The 20,287-nt window shown below is 42.0% G+C and carries 20 protein-coding genes; 19 read left to right on the top strand and 1 reads right to left on the bottom strand.

Features of this window, described 5'->3' with window-relative positions; all coding sequences use genetic code 11:
• The first annotated feature begins 21 nt into the window (after positions 1–21).
• Positions 22–1,047: a SepM family pheromone-processing serine protease gene (locus AC3AQ9_RS00690; protein ID WP_488305544.1), complete on the top strand. Its 1,026-nt coding sequence runs from the start codon at positions 22–24 to the stop codon at positions 1,045–1,047.
• Here the strand turns inward: AC3AQ9_RS00690 and AC3AQ9_RS00695 are convergent.
• Positions 1,035–2,234 carry a nucleotidyltransferase gene (locus AC3AQ9_RS00695; RefSeq protein WP_488305545.1) on the bottom strand — a complete coding sequence of 400 codons (1,200 nt, stop codon included), beginning with the start codon at positions 2,232–2,234 and terminating at the stop codon, positions 1,035–1,037. The genes AC3AQ9_RS00690 and AC3AQ9_RS00695 overlap by 13 nt on opposite strands.
• A 127-nt stretch (positions 2,235–2,361) precedes the next feature.
• Here AC3AQ9_RS00695 and AC3AQ9_RS00700 point away from each other — a divergent pair, with 127 nt between their 5' ends.
• The 18 genes from AC3AQ9_RS00700 to AC3AQ9_RS00785 all read left to right on the top strand — a co-directional run bounded on the left by AC3AQ9_RS00700 (position 2,362) and on the right by AC3AQ9_RS00785 (position 20,274).
• Positions 2,362–2,895, top strand: coding sequence for a YceD family protein (locus AC3AQ9_RS00700; RefSeq protein WP_488305546.1), 534 nt, complete (start codon positions 2,362–2,364; stop codon positions 2,893–2,895).
• A gap of 24 nt (positions 2,896–2,919) precedes the next feature.
• Positions 2,920–3,096 carry a 50S ribosomal protein L32 gene (rpmF, locus tag AC3AQ9_RS00705; RefSeq protein ID WP_036806933.1) on the top strand — a complete coding sequence of 59 codons (177 nt, stop codon included), beginning with the start codon at positions 2,920–2,922 and terminating at the stop codon, positions 3,094–3,096.
• A gap of 83 nt (positions 3,097–3,179) precedes the next feature.
• Positions 3,180–3,929: an enoyl-CoA hydratase/isomerase family protein gene (locus AC3AQ9_RS00710; RefSeq protein WP_488305547.1), complete on the top strand. Its 750-nt coding sequence runs from the start codon at positions 3,180–3,182 to the stop codon at positions 3,927–3,929.
• A gap of 218 nt (positions 3,930–4,147) precedes the next feature.
• Complete coding sequence (locus tag AC3AQ9_RS00715) at positions 4,148–5,722, top strand: S-layer homology domain-containing protein (RefSeq protein WP_488305548.1); 1,575 nt, start codon at positions 4,148–4,150, stop codon at positions 5,720–5,722.
• Between the two features lie 203 nt (positions 5,723–5,925).
• Positions 5,926–7,275: an acetyl-CoA carboxylase biotin carboxylase subunit gene (locus AC3AQ9_RS00720; RefSeq protein WP_488305549.1), complete on the top strand. Its 1,350-nt coding sequence runs from the start codon at positions 5,926–5,928 to the stop codon at positions 7,273–7,275.
• The gene (locus AC3AQ9_RS00725; protein WP_488305550.1) at positions 7,272–7,487 is read left to right on the top strand and encodes an acyl-CoA carboxylase biotin carboxyl carrier protein subunit; all 216 of its coding nucleotides are present in this window, start codon (positions 7,272–7,274) and stop codon (positions 7,485–7,487) included. Before AC3AQ9_RS00720 ends, AC3AQ9_RS00725 begins: the two co-directional genes overlap by 4 nt.
• 30 nt (positions 7,488–7,517) lie before the next feature.
• Positions 7,518–9,068 (top strand): acyl-CoA carboxylase subunit beta, encoded by a 1,551-nt coding sequence (locus AC3AQ9_RS00730; RefSeq protein WP_488305551.1) that lies wholly within the window; start codon positions 7,518–7,520, stop codon positions 9,066–9,068.
• A gap of 81 nt (positions 9,069–9,149) precedes the next feature.
• Positions 9,150–10,007, top strand: coding sequence for a ketopantoate reductase family protein (locus AC3AQ9_RS00735; protein WP_488305552.1), 858 nt, complete (start codon positions 9,150–9,152; stop codon positions 10,005–10,007).
• Positions 10,008–10,010: 3 nt separating this feature from the next.
• Positions 10,011–10,394 (top strand): DUF3397 domain-containing protein, encoded by a 384-nt coding sequence (locus AC3AQ9_RS00740; protein WP_488305553.1) that lies wholly within the window; start codon positions 10,011–10,013, stop codon positions 10,392–10,394.
• Between the two features lie 74 nt (positions 10,395–10,468).
• Positions 10,469–12,088: a bacillithiol biosynthesis cysteine-adding enzyme BshC gene (gene bshC / locus AC3AQ9_RS00745; protein ID WP_488305554.1), complete on the top strand. Its 1,620-nt coding sequence runs from the start codon at positions 10,469–10,471 to the stop codon at positions 12,086–12,088.
• Between the two features lie 148 nt (positions 12,089–12,236).
• Entirely contained in the window at positions 12,237–12,668 is a 432-nt protein-coding gene (gene mraZ / locus AC3AQ9_RS00750) for a division/cell wall cluster transcriptional repressor MraZ (protein WP_488305555.1), read from the top strand.
• 21 nt (positions 12,669–12,689) lie between these two features.
• Complete coding sequence (gene rsmH, locus AC3AQ9_RS00755) at positions 12,690–13,628, top strand: 16S rRNA (cytosine(1402)-N(4))-methyltransferase RsmH (RefSeq protein WP_488305556.1); 939 nt, start codon at positions 12,690–12,692, stop codon at positions 13,626–13,628.
• 13 nt (positions 13,629–13,641) lie between these two features.
• Positions 13,642–14,004, top strand: coding sequence for a cell division protein FtsL (gene ftsL / locus AC3AQ9_RS00760; RefSeq protein WP_488305557.1), 363 nt, complete (start codon positions 13,642–13,644; stop codon positions 14,002–14,004).
• Complete coding sequence (locus AC3AQ9_RS00765; protein ID WP_488305558.1) at positions 14,001–16,397, top strand: PASTA domain-containing penicillin-binding protein; 2,397 nt, start codon at positions 14,001–14,003, stop codon at positions 16,395–16,397. Before ftsL ends, AC3AQ9_RS00765 begins: the two co-directional genes overlap by 4 nt.
• Positions 16,398–16,423: 26 nt before the next feature.
• On the top strand, positions 16,424–17,392 hold the full coding sequence (gene mraY, locus AC3AQ9_RS00770) for a phospho-N-acetylmuramoyl-pentapeptide-transferase (protein WP_488305559.1): 969 nt from the start codon (positions 16,424–16,426) through the stop codon (positions 17,390–17,392).
• Positions 17,393–18,757 carry a UDP-N-acetylmuramoyl-L-alanine--D-glutamate ligase gene (gene murD, locus AC3AQ9_RS00775; RefSeq protein WP_488305560.1) on the top strand — a complete coding sequence of 455 codons (1,365 nt, stop codon included), beginning with the start codon at positions 17,393–17,395 and terminating at the stop codon, positions 18,755–18,757.
• 19 nt (positions 18,758–18,776) lie between these two features.
• On the top strand, positions 18,777–19,571 hold the full coding sequence (locus AC3AQ9_RS00780; protein ID WP_488305561.1) for a cell division protein FtsQ/DivIB: 795 nt from the start codon (positions 18,777–18,779) through the stop codon (positions 19,569–19,571).
• Positions 19,540–20,274 (top strand): DUF881 domain-containing protein, encoded by a 735-nt coding sequence (locus tag AC3AQ9_RS00785; protein WP_488305562.1) that lies wholly within the window; start codon positions 19,540–19,542, stop codon positions 20,272–20,274. Before AC3AQ9_RS00780 ends, AC3AQ9_RS00785 begins: the two co-directional genes overlap by 32 nt.
• Positions 20,275–20,287 lie beyond the last annotated feature (13 nt).

The raw sequence follows: 20,287 nt of genomic DNA on the forward strand, positions 1-20,287 counted from the left end.
CAATTCGGAAAGGAGCAGCAAATGAAAAATAATAAGCTGATTGTGTTAGTAATAGTTGCTGCATTAGCTGTTTTTTTATCAACCTATCAAATGAATTTATATATTACTCGTCCGGGTGGAGCCTATGAGCTAAGCCCGTTAGTGAATGTTGACGGTGGAGATGACGATGACCAAGGCACTTTAAGTTTGATGACTGTTTCTATGCTGAATGCTACGCCGACTTTGTATCTTTTTGCGCAATTCCAGGACGGTTATAAGATATTGCAACCGGAAGAAGTACGCAGTCCACATGAAAGTGACGAAGAGTATAATGTCCGGCAACTTAAACTGATGTCTGATTCTCAAGTAAATGCACTGCAAGTCGCTTTTGAAAAAGCGGAGCTGCCTTATGAAATTGAAAATAACGGTGTTTTTGTTATGAATGTACTTCCGGGCGGAGCCGCTGATGAAGTTTTGGCTCCAGGGGATCAAGTGCTGTCGATTGACGGTAATAAATTTGAAGCCCAGAACGAATTTGTAGATTATCTTTCCAGCAAAAAGGAAGGGGATAAGGTGGAACTGACCTTCGAAAGAGAAGGGCGGAAAATCACTGAAACGATTGAATTAGCACCTCTTCCGACAGACCCGGAGCGAATCGGGTTAGGGATCACTTTCGTAGAAAATAAAGAAATAAAGACAACGCCTGATGTGAAAATCGATTCAGACAATATTGGTGGGCCTTCTGCAGGGCTAATGTTCACACTTGAAATTCTAAACCAATTGCTTGAGGAAGATATTACAAAAGGTTATAACATAGCGGGGACCGGAACTATGGCAGGAACAGGGGAAGTAGGAAGAATTGGCGGCATTGACCAAAAAGTGATCGCTGCCGACAATGAAGGAATTGATATTTTCTTCGCTCCAGCAGATGAAACGGAAAGTGCTTCAGCTTCTAATTTTGAGGTAGCTAAAGAAACAGCTGAAAATATAGGTACCGAAATGAAAATTGTTCCAGTTAAGACCATTGACGATGCCATTGACTATTTGGAAGAGCTTCAGCCAAAATAAAGCGGAGGCGTAGTAAATTCTTTTTTTAGATTTTTTGCTCCCATTCCGAGCAAATACATGGTACTGGCATGAATATCGAGTTTCCCCATCGGGTCCGTTAAATCAGCGGCACGGCTGATGAGTGGAAGCCCGATATTCTTTTTTTGCTGATTCAAATACTGCTTGCCGGTCTCAGACATTCCAAGCAAACGCAAATAAGAAGGTTTCTGGAAAGAACGAAGCTGTTCCCAGGTGAAACCGGTATAAATATGCGTTAGCATCCGCTGAACACGTGTACGGGTGAAGCGCTTCGATTTGATGCGGTTGATAAATGCTTCAAATTCATATTCTTTTACAGCTGCCTCATAAATCAAGTTCTCAATGCCCTCGGTCACTTCAGAGAATTGCTTTAACTTTGCTGGACGTTCTCTCAGAATGCTATAGCGCAGCATCGGATAAAATTGCTCCCAACTGCCGAATGTTTGGTATTGCCGGTTAAATTCCTGCAAGGCGCGGATTGAAGATTCAGGCATGTAACTCGCTATTTCCTCTAAGGAGCTTCCTTCAAAAAATGCTTGCCGTATACCTGTGGCACTGGCAATGGTCAATTCTTTATCAATTGGATCATGATAATTTGCAGCAATACGCTGAATCGTATAGGGGTGGATGGAAGAACCCATTTTATTAGCGTTTTCTATGTAATGGTAGCCCAGGATGTTGTTTGGCTGGGTTAAGTCGGCATATCCGGTGCCGTCCCCAATCAAGGCATTGTAAGCCGAATTTAATGCTTTTGGGTAGCTGATGCCGGTTTGGACAGCCTCATGGATTTTTTGTTCATACAGCTGCCGCCGGTTATTCAAAAGTTCATACGTTCGAAGAAAAGGATGAATAGTGCCTTGTTCGCTGCCGAAACAAAAAGATTCGCAGCCGATGGCAGTGAGTAAAGTGATGGCGCCTCTTGCAAAGTCAGATGCTTGAGCCGTGGCGTAGACATATGGAAGTTCGATGACGATATCAATGCCGTTTAACAGTGCCATTTCTGTGCGGCTCCACTTGTCGGCGAAAGCAGGTTCACCCCGCTGGAGAAATTGGCCGCTCATAACAGCAATCATGACATCAGCGCCGGATTCATTTTTCGATTGTTCCGCATGATAAAGGTGCCCATTATGGAAAGGATTGTACTCAACAACGATGCCTGTAGCTTTCAATTCTATCGCTCCTTTGGTAAACTTTAATAACAGTATACCGATGTTAGGATTGCTCTGACAAGATTTTATCTTGACATCCTTTTCTGTGCATTATATAATCAACTTTGTTGTCTTAGAGGTGATACTTATGAAAATGGCGATTCAACAGCTTCAAAAGCATCGCAAAGACGGAATGCCAATTGACGAAATCGTCCATTTGGATGCGGTGAAAAAACGCAATAGCGATATTCGCGAAATTTCGCCTGTACACGTCACAGGACACTGTACGATTGGTTCACAACAAATTACGTGCCAGCTTCATCTCAAAGGGATGCTTACGCTACCTTGTGCACGAACTTGGGAAGACGTTGAATTTCCTATTGACATCAAATCGGTTGAAATTTTCTCATGGTCCGAAAAAGACCGGGATACGAAAGACGATAATGTTCACATGGTTGCCACTGAAACAATTGATCTTCAGCCGGTACTGGAAGAACTGATTTTGTTGGAGATACCGATACAAGTGTTCAAGGAGGACTCTGAAGAAACCGTTATTACTGGCGGCAACGACTGGTCCTATTCAACTGATGAGCAAGTGGAAGCCGAGAAAGAAGATGCACAACCAAAACCGGATCCAAGACTTGCTGATTTAGCCAAGTATTTTGATCAGTCAGATGAATAGAATCATTGTAAGGAGGTGTCACCAATGGCTGTACCAGCTAGAAGAACGTCCAAAACCGTTAAAAGAAAACGCCGTACGCATTTCAAATTGTCAGTGCCGGGCATGGTAACTTGCCCAAGCTGTGGCGAAATGAAATTGGCTCACCGCGTCTGCAAAGAATGCGGTTCATACAAAGGGAAAGAAGTAGTAGCAAGCAAATAAAACAGTATTTGCTGCGAAAAGGCTATTGAGAGGCCATGGCTCTCGATAGCCTTTTTCTCTATCCAAAAATAAGGAGTGGTAAGATGTCATATAAAATTGAAATGACAGAAGGGATCATGACTTTTACGATAGACCGTCCAGAAATCCGAAATGCCATCAATGATGAAGTCATGGAGGGACTGGAAGAACTAGTAAAGAAAGTACATAATTCGAATCCACAATTTGTAATCATCACCGCAACAGGAAGCCAAGCATTTTGTTCAGGAGGTGATTTATCGGTTTTTCATGAATTAAGAACTGAGGAACAGGCTTACCCTATGTTGAAACGGATGAGCGAAGTGCTGTATTCCGTTAAGACTTTGCCAGTGCCGGTAATTGCCCTGGTAAATGGAGCGGCTGTAGGCGGGGGCTGTGAAATTGCTACAGCTTGCGATTACAGGCTGGTAAGACAGCATGCAAAATGCGGATTTATCCAAGGAACGCTTGCAATGACGAGCGGTTGGGGTGGAGGCACTTATTTGTTTGAAGCGTTGCAGCATGACCGTGCAATGAAAATGCTCAGCGATGCTAAAGCGTATACTGCAGAACAGCTATTTGAAATTGGCTGGGCAACAAAAGTGATCAACAACCAGGACGATATTGAGGAATTTCTCCAATACATGAAAAAAATCCGGCCGGAAGTCCATCGCGCTTATAAAGATATCGCCATCAGAAAGTGGCAGGCAAGTGATCTCAAAGGCCGCGTAGAAGCTGAAGTGAGGCGCTGTGCCGAGCTATGGGCTGAAGATGCACATCATGAAGCAGTACTATTATTTATGAATAAAAAGAAATAAAGAGGAACCTCACTCATAGAAAAATTCCATCTCTTCAAAGCAGAATATGAATCATCAAAAAGACATCTTTCTAGTTTTGGAAGCTGTCTTTTTATATTTATAACCATATTTATATCGAATAAGAAATAAAAGGGAAAATAGTTATATCTAACTAGAGTACACACCAAAACCTTCGAATATAATAAAAAAGCAAGAAATTGAGAAAGGGAGTTAGTTGAGTGTTTAAAAATATTACGAAATGGTTAATGGTGTTCTTATTGCTATGCTTTCTTTTACCGGAAAAGCCATTTGCTGCAGGAACATCTTTTAAGGATGTATCTAGTTTTAAAGCTGAAATTGATTATTTAACCAATAAGGAAATCATTTTTGGTTTTCCAGACGGAACTTTCCGTCCAAACGAACCAATTTTACGTCTTCAAGCAGTACAGATGCTGATCAGAGAAATAAAACCTGTAATGGAGACGGTTCCTAATCCAGGATTTAAAGATATCAAGCCAGGCGATCGAGGTTATGAAGATGTAGCAAAAGCAGTTGCGCTTGGAATTATTTCAGGAAAAGGGAATCAAATTTTTGACCCTAGAGGAAAATTGACTAGAGCGGAAATGGCTATTATCTTATCAAGAGCATATGAGCTTGGAGGAATCTATCCTAAGGGTTTTAAAGATGTATCACCATCTTCAAAAGCTTATTGGCATATCTCGGCAATGGCAGCCAATAATATAACAGTTGGCTATCCCGATGGTAATTTTAAGCCTTTACAAACAATCGACCGTGCGCAATTTTCCGCATTTCTAACTAGAGTGCTCGAGCCTTCATTCCAACCTGATAATCCAGCAGTAGCGGACACGTATTTAGAAGCTTTAGTAGATTTTACTATAGTAGATTATGTTGCAGACCCAGTAAAGCCGATTCTTTATCTGCTAGATGGCAATTCCAACGAAGTAGTTTCTCTTAACTATAATACTTATGAAACAAAAGCATTAAAAATGCCATTGCCAATTGAACGGTTGGCGTTTGCAGGAAACAAACTTTACCTGACTCAGTCGAAGGGGAAACATAGCCCATATTGGTTTGAAAGCGATCAAGAAGGCGCGTATGCTATTGTAAATGCGGATACAATGCAACTTGAAAAAACAATCAATATCGATATTGATCCGTATGACATAGAAGCCGACGATAACGGTTTTGTTTACATTACACCTGGTTCCGGCCAATTTGCCAATCTTGTCGGATACAAAGGTACAACAGGTGAAATTATCAGCAAAAGATTTATTAATGCAGCTTCATTGATGGATATGCATCCAAATCAAAACAAACTCTACACCATTACTACTGAATCTTCTCCAAGGACTATTACGGCTCATGCAATTCTTAATGGCGAACTTAAGAGTGAACAACGTGCGCCTTATCATGGGACCTATCCATTGGAAAAAGACATTACAGTTTCGCCGGATGGAAAATTTATTTTTAATAGTACGGGCAATGTTTTCCGGTCATCGGCAACCAATAGTGTCGATATGATTTATCATGGCAAATTGGATCGTCCATATAATTCGATTGCTTTTGACACAGAATTTGGAGAAGTATATACAGCGAATAAGAAAAATTATATCCAGGCTTATGATTATGCAACTTTGAATTCAATTGGGCAGTTAGAGTCTTATGGAGCAATTGATCATATGATTTATAACCAGCATGAAAATGTTTTAATTATTTTGTCTAAAGTGAAACTTGGAGAATCGACTGTTAACTTTACTGGGATTGAAAAAATCCATTTTGGCGCTGAAGAATGATCACCACACTTTAAAGTTTAGAATGCTCTATTAAAGCACCTGCAAGGAATACTGACTTTCAGTAATGCCTTTGCAGGTGTTTTTCATTTAAGAATTAGGCAAATGAATAATCTGCAAGGAAAATTTTTTTAGGAATAGTTGAAATCGCTTACAAAAGTCGTATATGCTAGAGGAGGGAGAAAAACACAGGGGGTATTTCTTATATGAATAAAATCCTAATTGCGAACCGGGGCGAAATTGCACGGCGGATTATCCGCACCTGCAACCGGCTCGGCATCGAAACGGTTGCTATCCACTCTGAGGCTGATGGGGATCTTCCTTATGTAAGTGAGGCAACCGAAGCTGTTTTAATCGGACCGAATCCGGTCGTACAATCGTATTTGCAAGTAGACAAGATTATTGAAGCGGCAAAAGCGCATGGTGCAGAGGCCATCCATCCTGGATATGGGCTGCTGTCCGAAAATGCGGAGTTTGCCCGAAAAGTGGAAGAAGCAGGATTGACCTTTATCGGCCCATCCGCGGATATCATGGAAAAAATGGGCGATAAAATCGAATCTCGCCGGACAATGATTCAAGCTGGTGTGCCGGTAGTGCCTGGAACAGAGCAAGGGGTAGCGGCACTTGAGGAAGCTTTGGCAGAAGCGGAAACAATCGGTTATCCGGTCATGCTGAAAGCCAGCGCTGGCGGCGGAGGCATCGGCATGGTGCGTTGTGATAGTGAGCAAGCGCTCAGTCAGCAATTCGTTTCTGTTAAAAACCGGGCCAAAGCCTATTTCGGCGATGATGTTGTATTTTTAGAAAAATTTGTTCCAAACGCCCGGCATATTGAAGTACAGATATTTGGCGATCGTCATGGCAATCTTGTGCATTTGTTTGAGCGGAACTGTTCTGTACAACGGAGAAACCAAAAAGTCATTGAAGAATCACCATCGCCTCATTTGCCGCAGGAAGCACGTATCCGTTTGTGTGAAGCGGCTTTAAAGGCAGGCAGAGCGGTCGGTTATACAAATGCAGGGACCGTTGAGTTTATCGTAGATGAAAACAATGAGTTTTACTTTTTAGAGATGAATACCCGGTTGCAAGTGGAACATCCAGTCACAGAACAAGTAACCGGTTTCGATTTGGTTGAATGGCAGATAAATGTTGCCAAAGGGAAAAAGCTGCCTTTACAGGAAAACATCCAATCCACAGGACATGCAATTGAATACCGGATATATGCAGAAGATCCAAAAACGTTCTTTCCATCGCCTGGGACACTTCAAATGATTGAATGGGGAACCGGTGCCCGGATTGAATCCGGTTATGAACAAGGCAATACAGTCACGCCATTTTATGATCCGATGATTTCAAAAGTGATCATTACAGGCAGTGACCGGATAGATGCACTAAGGAAATCACAGAATTTTTTCAATCATGCTACAATAGTGGGAGTAAAAACCAATATTCCATTATTTAAAGAGTTTATTGACTCCCAGGAATTTGTAAGCGGAGAATACGCAACATCTGTATTGCCGACATGGCTCGAAAAGACAAAGGAGGAACAAGGATTATGAAAGAATTGAAAGCATCAATGGCAGGAACAGTATTAAACGTTTTGGTTACAGAAGGCGAAGCGGTAAGTGCAGGACAAGCAGTTGTCACAATCGAATCGATGAAAATGGAAATTCCGATTGAAGCCGAAATCAGCGGTACAGTCGAGAAAATTCATGTCGAGGTCGGCGGATTCGTCAATGAAGAAGAGACATTGATTACACTTGGGGAATAAGAAAGTTTTTATGCAAAGGGGACAGCGAAAATGACAAAAACGAGTGAAACAACCGGCTATAATGAACGCTTGGAACAGAAACTCGCGACGATTTTTGCGGGAGGACATCCCAAATATCACGAAAAAATGAAGGAAAGCAATAAATTATTCGTCCGTGACCGGCTGAAGCTCTTATTTGACGATGAGCATTATGCGGAAGACGGACGCTTTGCCAATGTAGAGGCTGGAGATTTACCGGCTGATGGCGTTGTTACAGCAATAGGTAAAGTGAACGGCCAAACAGTTTGTGTAATGGCCAATGACTCCACCGTCAAAGCGGGGTCTTGGGGCTCGCGCACAGTTGAAAAAATTATCCGTATTCAAGAAACAGCCGAGAAAATGCAAGTGCCTATGCTGTATTTGGTGGACTCGGCGGGAGCTAGAATTACGGACCAGCTTGATATGTTTCCAAACCGTAGGGGTGCGGGGCGGATTTTTCATAATCAAGTAAGAATGTCCGGTATGGTGCCGCAAATTTGTTTATTGTTCGGACCATCTGCAGCAGGAGGCGCCTACATACCAGCGTTCTGTGATATTGTCATCATGGTTGATGGCAATGCGTCAATGTATCTCGGATCGCCGCGCATGGCCGAAAAAGTAATAGGTGAAAAAGTGACGCTCGAAGAAATGGGCGGTGCACGCATGCATTGTACAGTCAGCGGTGTCGGTGATGTCCTCGTTTTCAGTGAAGAAGAAGCTATTTCAGAAGCCCGCCGCTATTTGGCCAATTTCCCGGCAAACTTTGCTTTGAAACCGGAAAAAATTGAAGCCAAGGCAGCAAAAGCTGGACGGACATTAGAAGCGATTATTCCTGAAAACCAGAATGCGCCATTTGATATGTATGAATTGATTGACCAATTGGTGGACGAAGGCAGCTTTTTTGACATCAAAAAGCTGTTCGCTGGAGAATTGATTACTGGAATTGCACGCATCGATGGTCAAGTAGTTGGAATTTTAGCTAACCAGCCAAAAGTGAAAGGCGGCGTGCTGTTCGGTGATTCTGCTGATAAGGGCGCGAAATTCATCAATCTTTGTGACGCTTTCTCAATTCCATTATTGTTCCTGGCGGATGTTCCAGGCTTCATGATCGGCACGAAAGTGGAACGTGCTGGCATCATCCGGCACGGCGCCAAGTTTATCGCTGCCATGAGTTCGGCTACTGTGCCAAAAATTTCGGTCATAGTCCGTAAAGCATACGGTGCCGGCCTCTATGCAATGGCAGGGCCTGCTTTCGAACCGGATGTCTGCATCGCACTGCCTACAGCGCAAATCGCTGTAATGGGACCTGAAGCGGCAGTTAACGCGGTTTATTCGAATAAAATCGAAGCCATTGAGGACCCGAAAGAACGGCTGAAGTATGTGCAGGAAAAACATCAGGAATACAAAGAAGAAATTGACATCTATAAATTGGCTTCCGAGCTGATCATTGATGAAATTGTAGCTCCTCATCAATTGCGGGAAGTGTTATCGCAGCGTCTAGCATTTTATGAAACAAAAGATTTGCCGATGCCATATCGAAAACATCCGGTTTATCCTGTATAATAATACTAAGTATGGAAGTCTGCCTTTATATGGCAGGCTTCTTTTTTTAGAAAAATATTGTTTAGAATAAGGAGGATAACCATGAAATTTGTCATAGTCGGAGCAGGTGCTGTCGGAATGCTGCTTGCGTGTCTGCTTGAAGAGGCCGGGGCAAAAGTGCAACTATTGACACGCCGCAGTGAACAAGCCAAAAATATCAATGAGACTGGAATCATTAAAGGAGCAAGAAAGCACCAAGTGGAGGCATTTACAGATTGGAATAAAATCGATCCTGAAGCGTACATTTTACTGGCGGTAAAATATGATGCTTTGGAACAGATTTTGCCTTATATAAAAGAATATAGCCGTAAAAATCCGCTAGTGTTTCTGCAGAATGGCATGCTGCACCTTCAATTTGTCCAAGATATGAGCCAATCGGATATTGCGGCAGGCAGTGTAGAACATGGAGCTCTTAAAATTAGCGATAATGAAATTAAACATACAGGAAACGGCAAGATTAAATTGGCTCTTCTAAAAGGCGAGAAACAAAAATTTCTTCCACTTCTCCAATTAAACGAAGTCAATATGGAATGGCACGAAAATGCTGATCAGCTGCTGTTCCGAAAAGTCCTGCTTAACGGCATCATCAATCCACTGACAGCTTTAATGTCTATTAAAAACGGCGAACTTTTAACGAATCCATATGCCTACGAACTGATGAAAGATGTTTATACAGAGTTATACCGGGCTTTCCCGGAAATCGAAACACTTCTTCCTTTTGAAGAAGTTACCGCTCTTTGTGCTGCCACCGCACAAAATTCCTCTTCAATGCTGATGGATAAAATGGCGGACAGAAAGATGGAGCTCGACACCATTTTGCTGTACCTATTAAATCGGTCACGCATTGAGCTTCCTTTGCTAAAAGCTTTTTATCACTTATTAAAATCAACAGAGGTTTGATCTATGGACATCGTATACTTGATAGGGGCCGCTTTTATTTTTCTTCCGTTTATACTATTTGTTTTAGCTATATTGCTTACTAGAAAAAAGCTGGGCTTAAAATCTATCGGATTTGCCGCTGACTTAACCACTTTTCTGCTGTTTATCTCTGTACCGATAGCGGTTTCAGTGATATGGCAATATGAAATCGCATCATTCATTTACATAGTGGCAATTTTAATTGCTATTACTGTTCTGACTATCGAGTGGAAAAAATCAAAAGAAATTGAAATCGGCAAGTTTTTCCGTAAAACATGGCGTGTTTATTTTTTAGTTTTAAGCCTTGCGTACTTCCTTCTGTTGATTGCCGGTACGGCGATTACAATCATCCGATTTTTTGAATCGTAGGCGTATTTTTTTCCAACTTCGTTTGCGTTTGATATAGTAGAACTGAATGTAAAGGGAAAAGGGGACAATTTTTCATGAAGTTAGAGGAACAATATATAGCGCCGGCGAGCAAACTTATGGATGATTACATAAACAAAAAGACGAAAATACTGCAGTATTTTTCATACGAACCAAGCATTGAGGAGTTCAGCAAGCGTTTAAAAGATGTTCAACAGCATAAAGTTGATCGGACCGGATTAGCGGCAATTTTACGGAAGTATATGGAGCCGAACGGCATCTCTGAAAAAGCAGCAAACCACTTAACCGACTTTGAGAACGGTGCACCAGTTGTTGTGACAGGCCAGCAGGCAGGATTGCTGACAGGCCCGCTTTATACGGTGCATAAAGCGATTTCAGTAATTGTGCTGGCAAAGCAGGCTACTGAACAATTAAAAACTAAAGTTGTCCCCATCTTCTGGATTGCCGGTGAAGATCATGATTTAGCGGAAATCAGCCATCTATACAGGGAAGTAAACAGTAGATTGGATAAGCTGAATTTCCCGCATGCAGAATACGGGAAAAATTCAGCTTCATCTGCAATACTCAATAAAGTGAAAATGCAATCATACTTGGAAGAATATTTCAGAAGCTTACCGGAAACGGAATATTCAAAAGCGCTTCATCAAATGGTTTTTTCATTTCTTGAACAATCAGAGTCTTTTACTGATTTTTTTGCGGCTTTGCTCAATTATTTCTTCAAAGAAGAAGGGCTTTTGTATATCGATGCGGCTAATCCGGAGCTTCGAAAATATGAATCCCCTTATTTTATACAAATGATTGAAAAATCCGAAGAAATTGCAGAAGCGGTTTTAGCATCAGAACAAAATTTAGTGGAGGCCGGCTATTCAGCAGTGATAGAAGCGGAACCCGAAGCCGCCAATTTATTTATCACGGTGAACGGCGAACGGATCCTGCTTCAGCGTGATGGCCAAAAATTCATTGGCAATGAAGGTGCTGTATCGTTTACTTCTGAAGAATTGCTTGAAATCGCTAAGAATTCTCCTGAGAGGCTAAGCAATAATGTAGTGACCCGGCCGTTGATGCAAGAAATGGTTTTTCCGGTTCTAGCATTTGTCGGAGGACCCGGTGAAATTGCTTATTGGGCTGCACTGAAAGGCGCCTTTAAAGTAATGGACATGGATATGCCCATTGTTATGCCGCGATTGGGAATGACTTTAGTAAACCGGCAAGTTCAAACCCTTCTTGAAAAATACAAACTGACTTTTTCAGAAGTCTTTACTGAACTTAAAGTAGCGGAACTGCGTAACACGTTAATGGAATCCATCAGGGAAAGAGAAGCTGAAAGCATGATTGAAGAACTGCAGCAGCAGCTGGAAACCAAATACATTGAAATAAAAGAGAGTTTTGCAGCAATAAGTGGAGGTTTGGTGCCGCTCGTAGAAAAAAATCTTCAGTTTCATTTGAAACAGCTTCAGTTTTTGAAGCATAAAATGGAAGATGAAGTTGTTTTGCAGAACAGTACACAGTTTAACCATTATGGGTTGATTGAGATGGAACTGCGTCCGGATTCAAATTTCCAGGAACGTGTTTTTAGTCCGTTTCCTTATATGAATGTTTACGGTTTAGATCTTGTACACGATTTGTTGAAGCTGGATTTTAAATATGACAAAAACCACAAAATAATCTATCTGTAACAGGAAAAAGTCTGCCTCGGCAGGCTTTTTTTTGTCTCAAGAAGTGTCTATGAGATTAAATTCTGTAACATACATGAAATATTTCAAAAACAAGTGGTGAGAAGTGGGGGATTGTGGTACATTAAAGACATTAAGTGGGGTGACAGGTATGTTCATGGGAGAATATCAACATAGCGTTGATGCAAAGGGACGTTTAATCGTACCTGCAAAGTTTCGCGAACAACTTGGCGAAAATTTTGTTATTACCCGTGGCCTGGATCAATGCTTATTTGGTTATACAATGGATGAATGGCAAAAGATTGAAGAAAAGCTGAAAGAGCTGCCAGTCACTAAAAAAGACGCACGTGCATTTACACGGTTCTTTTTTTCGGGTGCCTCTGAAGTGGAACTCGATAAACAAGGACGCGTCAATATTCCATCAACATTGTTATCATATGCGAAACTTGAAAAAGAATGCGTGATTCTCGGTGTGTCAAATCGATTTGAAATATGGTCGAAAGATGCATGGGAAGAGTATTTCACAGCATCTGAAGATTCATTTAATGATATTGCAGAGAATTTAGCAGACTTTGATTTCTAAAAACTGAATGGGGGGAATGGATTGTTCAACCACACCACGGTTTTACTGCGGGAGACTGTCGATGGACTGAACATTCGTCCTGACGGCATCTATGTAGATTGTACGCTCGGTGGAGCGGGGCATAGCGAATACTTGGTAAAACAATTGTCAGATGAAGGCCATCTGTATTGTTTTGACCAAGATGCCACAGCAATTGCTCATGCGCAAGTAAAACTGAAAGATTACTTACACAGAATCACTTTTATTCACGCAAATTTTAAATTCATCAAAGAAGAGTTAGAAATGCAAGGAATTGAAAAAGTTGACGGCATACTTTATGACCTCGGAGTTTCTTCTCCTCAGCTTGACACACCGGAAAGAGGATTCAGCTACCACAATGATGCTCCATTAGACATGCGGATGGACCAATCTGCAGAGTTAAGCGCATATCACGTTGTAAACGAGTGGCCATTTGAAGAACTGGTTCGTATTTTTTACAGATATGGCGAAGAGAAATTTTCTAAGCAAATTGCTCGGAAAATAGAAGCAGCTAGAGAAAATGCGCCAATTGAAACTACCGGCCAGTTGGTAGACCTTATAAAAGACGGCATTCCAGCTTTTGCAAGACGGAAAGGCGGCCATCCGGCAAAACGCATATTCCAGGCGATCCGGATTGCAGTCAACGATGAACTTGGTGCAGCGGAGGTTTCGTTGCAGCATGCGCTTGATTTACTTGCTGTTGGCGGGAGAGTCAGCGTTATCACTTTCCACTCATTGGAAGACCGGCTATGCAAAACGATTTTTAAGGAATCGTCTTCGATGCCGGAACTGCCTCCAAACCTGCCGGTAATACCAGCAGGCATGGAACCGAAATTTAAACTTATAACGAGAAAACCGATTCTTCCTTCTGAAGAAGAACTAGAACAGAACAATCGATCACGGTCAGCAAAATTGCGGATTGTAGAAAAAATTAGAGAATAAAGGGCGTGTTCAAATGGCGTTACATGCAAGAAAGGAAGCATACATACAACAGCCGGCCGTTCCTCAAAATCCGGGCCGGCAACCGGTAAGAAGAAAAAAACTTATTACAAAAGGCGAGAAAGTCCTTTACTTGTCTTTCTTGACTGCATTTGTCTTGTGTGCACTATTGGTGCTTCAAAACCAATCAGTAATCCAGGCATCTACACAAGAAATTCAAACAATTGAACATTCAATCGACGAAAAAATGAAACAAAATACAGATTTGTCTGTACAAGTAAAAGAACTGTCTTCATATGAGCGCATTTGGGCAAAAGCGAAAGAAAAAGGCCTAAAATTAGATGAGCAAAATGTAAAGGTGGTAGTGCCAGGACAATGAAAAAAAAGTTTCGATTTCAATGGGGAGCCTTTCTGCTGTTTTTAGTTTTTGCAGGGCTCTTTTTCATTTTAACGGTCAGAATAGTCACTATTCAGGCAACGGGAACCGTTGAAGGCCAAGAATTAGCAGCTAAAGCCGCGGCAAAATACCATCAAGAAGAAGTACTTAAAGCTGAACGTGGAAAAATCTTGGATCGCAATGGAGATGTGATTGCGGAAGATACATTGACATATAAAGTGGTTGCCGTTTTAGATGAGTCAGCTACTCAAAATGCCAGTAATCCACGGCACGTGACAGATGTGGAAAAAACCGCAGAAGCACTTGCTCAGCATATAGAAATGCCGGAAGAAGAAATTTTAAGCATTTTAAAGCAAGGTGTTGAAAAAGATCGGTATCAAGTTGAATTTGGAGTAGCTGGCCGGGAAATCAGCCATACTCAAATGCTGGAAATGAAAGATGAGAAAATTCCAGGCATTCTTTTTGTCAAAGATTTAAAACGTTTATATCCTAACGGAATCTTTGCCTCTCATTTAGTGGGCTTTGCTATGAAAGAAGAAGCAGACGATGGGCAAATGGTTACAAAAGGGAAAATGGGACTTGAAGCGATTCATGATGAGGTGTTAACTGGAAAGAACGGCAAAATGGAGTTTTCTACAGATAAATGGGGATTTTTGCTGCCTAATAGCGAATCTGCAGTAACTCCAGCTGTGGACGGTTCGAATGTTCAGCTGACATTGGATAGAACGCTTCAAAATTTCCTGGAAGATGCAATGACAAATGTACAAGAAGAATATGATCCAACCCGGATGATTGCAGTTATTGCAGATCCGGATACTGGTGAAATTCTTGCCATGTCACAGCGTCCCACATTTAATCCGAATACACGCGCGGGCCTTTCGGATAATTGGCTCAATGAAAGTATAGAATTGACGATTGAACCCGGATCACCGATGAAGATGTTTACACTAGCTTCTGCGATTGAAGAAGGCAAATGGGACCCGAATGCTTATTACAATTCAGGGAAATATACCTTGCTTGATACCACAATCGGGGACTATAACAGTGGAAGAGGCTGGGGTAGCATAACATTTTTAGAAGGTTTCCAACGTTCTTCTAATGTATCAATGGCTTATTTGCTGGAACGGGTTGGCCCTAAAACATTCATGACCTATATCGATGCCTTCGGTTTTGGCAAAAAAACCGGCATTGATTTGCCGAATGAGGCGTCGGGTAAAATTTTGAATGAATATCCGATTAATAGATTGACCACTTCTTATGGTCAAGGATCTACAGTAACACCGATTCAGATGATCCAAGCAGCATCAGCGATTGCCAATGAGGGCGTCATGATGAAGCCTTATGTGATCGATCAGATTAAAAACCCGGATAGCGGGGAAGTCACTGTAAAAAGCAAACCGGAAGAAGCAGGACAGCCTATATCAGCTGAGACTGCAAAAGAAGTCCGGAAAATTCTAGCGTCTACCGTTACATCAGAACATGGCTCAGGACGGCCGTTTGCTTTACAGGATTATACAGTTGCTGGTAAAACAGGAACTGCCCAAGTACCTGGAAAAGATGGTCGCTATGTCAACCAAGGGAAAAATGGTTACTTGTATTCTTTCCTTGGAATGGCTCCAGCTGAAGACCCTGAATTGCTTGTTTATATCGGAGTTCAACAGCCTAAATTACCTGCAAGTGAATACGGCTCTGCACCGGTAGCCAAAATTTTTACGTCTGTAATGGAGAACGGGTTAAAGCATTTGAATATTAAACCTAAAAATACAGAATCTGTTAAGACCGTTACATTGGAAGACTATGCAGGTAAATCTTCTTCAGAGATAGCTGAGGAATTAACAGAAAAAGGCTTGAACGTAGTGGTGACAGGTGAAGTTGCAGAAGTGACAGGCCAATTTCCTGAAGCTGGAGAAACAATAGTAGACGGCAGGACTGTAATATTGAAAACAGAAGGGCCTGCAATTTTGCCTGATTTTACAGGCTGGTCGAAGCGGGATTTGCTTGCTTACCAGTCGCTCAGCGGATTGACTTTGGAATTAGCTGGACAAGGGTATGCGGTAAGCCAAAGTTTATCGAAAGGCTCCAAAGTTACAGCTAGTGATCCGGTTGTTGTCCAGCTTCAGACTCCCGAGAATTTTTCTAAAGTTAAGATGACGGATGGGCCGGAAGGAATACCGGATGAAGGCCAAGCCGCTGCTGAAGAAGGCGCTGCGGCTGACACTGAAGAAAGTTCTGGGGAAGAAGACAATGCCAGCGATTCAGCAGAAGAGGAAATAGTTGAAGAAGAAACAATCGAAGAACCAGTTGAAGAAACAATAAAGGAAGAAACAATCGAAGAACCGGCTGAAGAAACAATTGAAGAAGAAACAGCTGAATAATTTTTGCTTAAAGGAGCTCTATTATAATGGACGCAAATTTGTTGCTTGGTTTTGGAATCGCTTTTTTATTGACTGTAGTACTTATGCCAATTTTTATCCCTTTGTTGAGAAGGATGAAATTTGGACAGAGTATCCGTGAAGAAGGACCCGAATCCCATATGAAAAAAACGGGAACTCCCACTATGGGTGGTCTCGTCTACTTAATCGCTATAATCGTGACTGTTTTATTGGTTGCGTTGTTTACGGAAGGAATAACAGCAGAAATCATGATTCTTTTGCTGGTCCTTTTCGGATTTGGTTTAATCGGCTTTTTGGATGATTTTATCAAAGTGGTACTGAAGCGGAATTTAGGCTTAACATCACTTCAAAAATTAATCGCTCAAATTGTCATTGCCGTCATTTCATTCTTATTGCTGAATAGCATTGAATTTGATACGGCTGTCACAATTCCATTTACAACTCTTTCAATCGAGTTATCTTTTGTTTATGTATTGTTCTTGATTTTCTGGCTTGTCGGGTTTTCCAACGCGGTCAATTTGACGGATGGCCTTGATGGATTGGTCGCTGGAACAGCATCTATCGCCTTTGCTGCATTTGGCATATTGGCCATCATCCAAGAACAAACAGGAATAGCTTTATTCACATTTTCAGTAGCTGGTGCATTGCTTGGGTTCCTGGTATTCAATAAATACCCGGCAAAAGTTTTCATGGGCGATACAGGATCATTGGCACTTGGCGGAGCACTTGCGATGGTTTCGATATTATTGAAACAAGAATTACTGCTTCTCATAATCGGGCTGGTCTTCGTTATTGAAACCTTATCCGTAATCTTACAAGTCGGCAGCTTTAAATTGAGAAAGAAACGAATTTTCAAAATGAGCCCGATTCACCACCATTTCGAATTGAGCGGTTGGTCAGAATGGAAAGTCGTAACTGTCTTTTGGACAGTCGGGCTTATCGCTGCAGCTATGGCTGCTGCTTTGGAGGTAATGTAAATGAATCAAGTGCAAGAACTTCACCATAAAAAAGTGTTGGTGCTCGGGCTCGCAAAAAGCGGGTTCACAGCTGCTCGCATTCTCAACCAATTGGGGGCTTTCGTGACTGTCAACGATTCCAAACCTTTTGAGGAAAATCCGGAAGCGCAGGAACTGCTGAACAAAGGCGTCACCGTAATCTGCGGCAGACATCCAGAAGACCTGCTCGATGAAGGTTTTGAGCTAGTAGTAAAAAACCCCGGAATTCCCTATAACAATATAATTATTCAATCAGCTATGGAAAAAGGCATCCCGATTTGGACAGAAATTGAGCTAGCTTACTTGATTAGTGAGGCGCCTTTTATCGGTATTACCGGATCAAACGGCAAAACCACTACGACAACTTTATTGTTCCATATGCTGAACCAAGATAAGAAAAAACCGTTGATAGCAGGAAATATCGGAACAGTAGCAGCCGGTGTAGCGGAAAAAGCGACACCGGAAAATGTCATTGTTACCGAATTATCTTCTTTCCAATTAAAAGGGACAGAAACATTCCGTCCGCATATAGCGGTTATTACTAACCTTTACGAAGCCCATCTTGACTATCATGGCTCGATTGACGATTACAGAGCCTCGAAGATGAAAATAGCGCAAAACCAGACTAAAGACGATTACTTTATCTATAATGCCGATCAACCTGCTCTCGCTGCATTTGCTGCCAAGTGCCAAGCTCAGTTAATTCCTTTCACTTTAAAAGGAAAAACAAAGGAGAGCATTAGTGCGGACGGCGAATTTGTATATTGGCAAGGGGAAAAATTGATTGAGCGGTCGAAAATCATGCTTGGCGGCCAGCATAACCTTGAAAATATTTTAGCTGCAACTGCTGCGGCACTGCTTTGGGGTGGAACAAAGGAAACTATTATCCGGGTTCTGACGTCCTTCACAGGAGTAAAGCACCGTTCCCAATTTATTGTCTCCTGGAAAGGCCGGAAGTTTTATAACGATTCAAAAGCTACCAACGCATTAGCTACTAAGAGCGCTCTGGAAGCGTTTCCTGGCCAAATTGTACTGCTTGCCGGCGGATTGGAGCGCAATCATTCTTTAGAAGAGCTGCGTCCTTACATGAATCGCGTCAAAGCTCTAATCACGTTTGGTGAAACAGCTGACAGGTTTGCTGATTTCGCTGAGGACTGCGGCGTTCCTGCAATTGCAAAAGCAGGCGACATGCAAGATGCAGTTGAAAAAGCGGTAGGGAATTCTGAAAGTGGAGACACGATTTTATTGTCTCCTGCTTGTGCAAGCTGGGATCAATACGACAGTTTCGAAATTCGTGGAGATGCATTTATCGAAGCAGTCCAGCGGGTAACGGAAGCGTACGAATAAAGGGGAAGGAGCAGCAAGTATGGACAAAGTGATTGATATTGAAGAACGTATCCCGACGCTTCGTGAGCGGCGGAAAAAAAGAACCAATCGCAAGTTCGTGGCGTTGCTGTTCATTTTTCTTGTTTTACTGGGCGTTCTCATTTATAGCCAAACGAAATACAGCAAAATCCAGGAAATAACTGTTACTGGAGCTGAGCTGTATGGGGAAGAAGAGTATGAGCGATTAAGCGAATTATCGATTGGAGATTCTATGTGGTCATTTAGTGAAAGAGAAATTGAAAAGAACTTAAATGACCTGGAATGGGTTGAAAAGTCTTCAGTCAATAAGAAGTGGCTGACTGGAGTAGAAATTGACATTCAAGAATTTGAAGGCATTGGTTATCTGGACAAAGGCAATAGCTACCAAATGATTTTATCTAATGGCTTTGCTTTAGAAAAACCGGTTGAAGTAGTTGAAGGGCCGATTTTTTCTAATTTTGACGATGCCAAAACCAGAATGAAACTGGTCTCTCAGCTAACTGACATCAACCCGGTAGTTCATAACTTGATTTCCCAAATCATTTTAACTCCGAGTGAGGAGAAAACTGCGTTTGTTACTTTGTATATGAATGATGGAAACGAAGTAAGGGGGATTTTAAGCTCGCTTGCTGAAAAACTGAATTATTATCCTTCAGTCGTCGCTCAATTGAAAGAGGGACAAAAAGGCGTTATTGATATGGAAGTCGGAATTTTCTTCCGTTCCTATGATGATGTATATGGTCCTCGGAAGGGCGGTGCTGAAAATGAAGAACCCCCAGAGTCCGAAACGGATTAACAAAGCGAGCATCAGTAAATCGATTATTTTTTCTTTGGTGTTCCTTGTGCTAGGCTTTATCTTGGCATATTCCTATAGCCTTTCGAAAGCTGAACAAGCAGCTGGAAATTTCACGGGCGGGGCTTTTTTTGAGGAAGAAGAACGTTTCCGGGGCGAATTAATTGAACAGCAGGAACGCAACAAATCATTGCGTGAGGAATTAGCAGAAAAACAAACAGCTGTCCAGGAATATGAGAAATCATTTTCAGACGGAGAAAACCGTTTTGCCGATTATGCAGAGGAAGCGGAAGCGTTGCGGCGTTATATTGGGGCTTTGCCAGTTGAAGGAAGCGGACTGAAAGTTACGCTCCAAGACGGTGAGTACGACCCCAATTCAGTTAATCCAAATGATTATATTGTGCATGAGAGCCATGTTTTTCAAGTGATCAATGAATTATACATTTCCGGCGCGCAGGCAATTTCAATCAATGGCCAGCGGATACATGGGAATTCATATATTGTTTGTACCGGTCCCGTCATCACGGTTGACGGCGTGCAATATCCAGCGCCTTTCACGATTGAGGCCATCGGAAAGCCGGAAGTTCTGGAATCGTCTATTAGGCTTTCAGGCGGAGTCATGGACCAGCTTGTCAATGACAACGTTATTGTAACGTTAGATGCCGGGCAAAGAATTTCAATGCCGGCATTGCTGTCAGAATCATAATGAGGGGGAGCTG

Source organism: Planococcus sp. VCh962, from assembly GCF_057748275.1.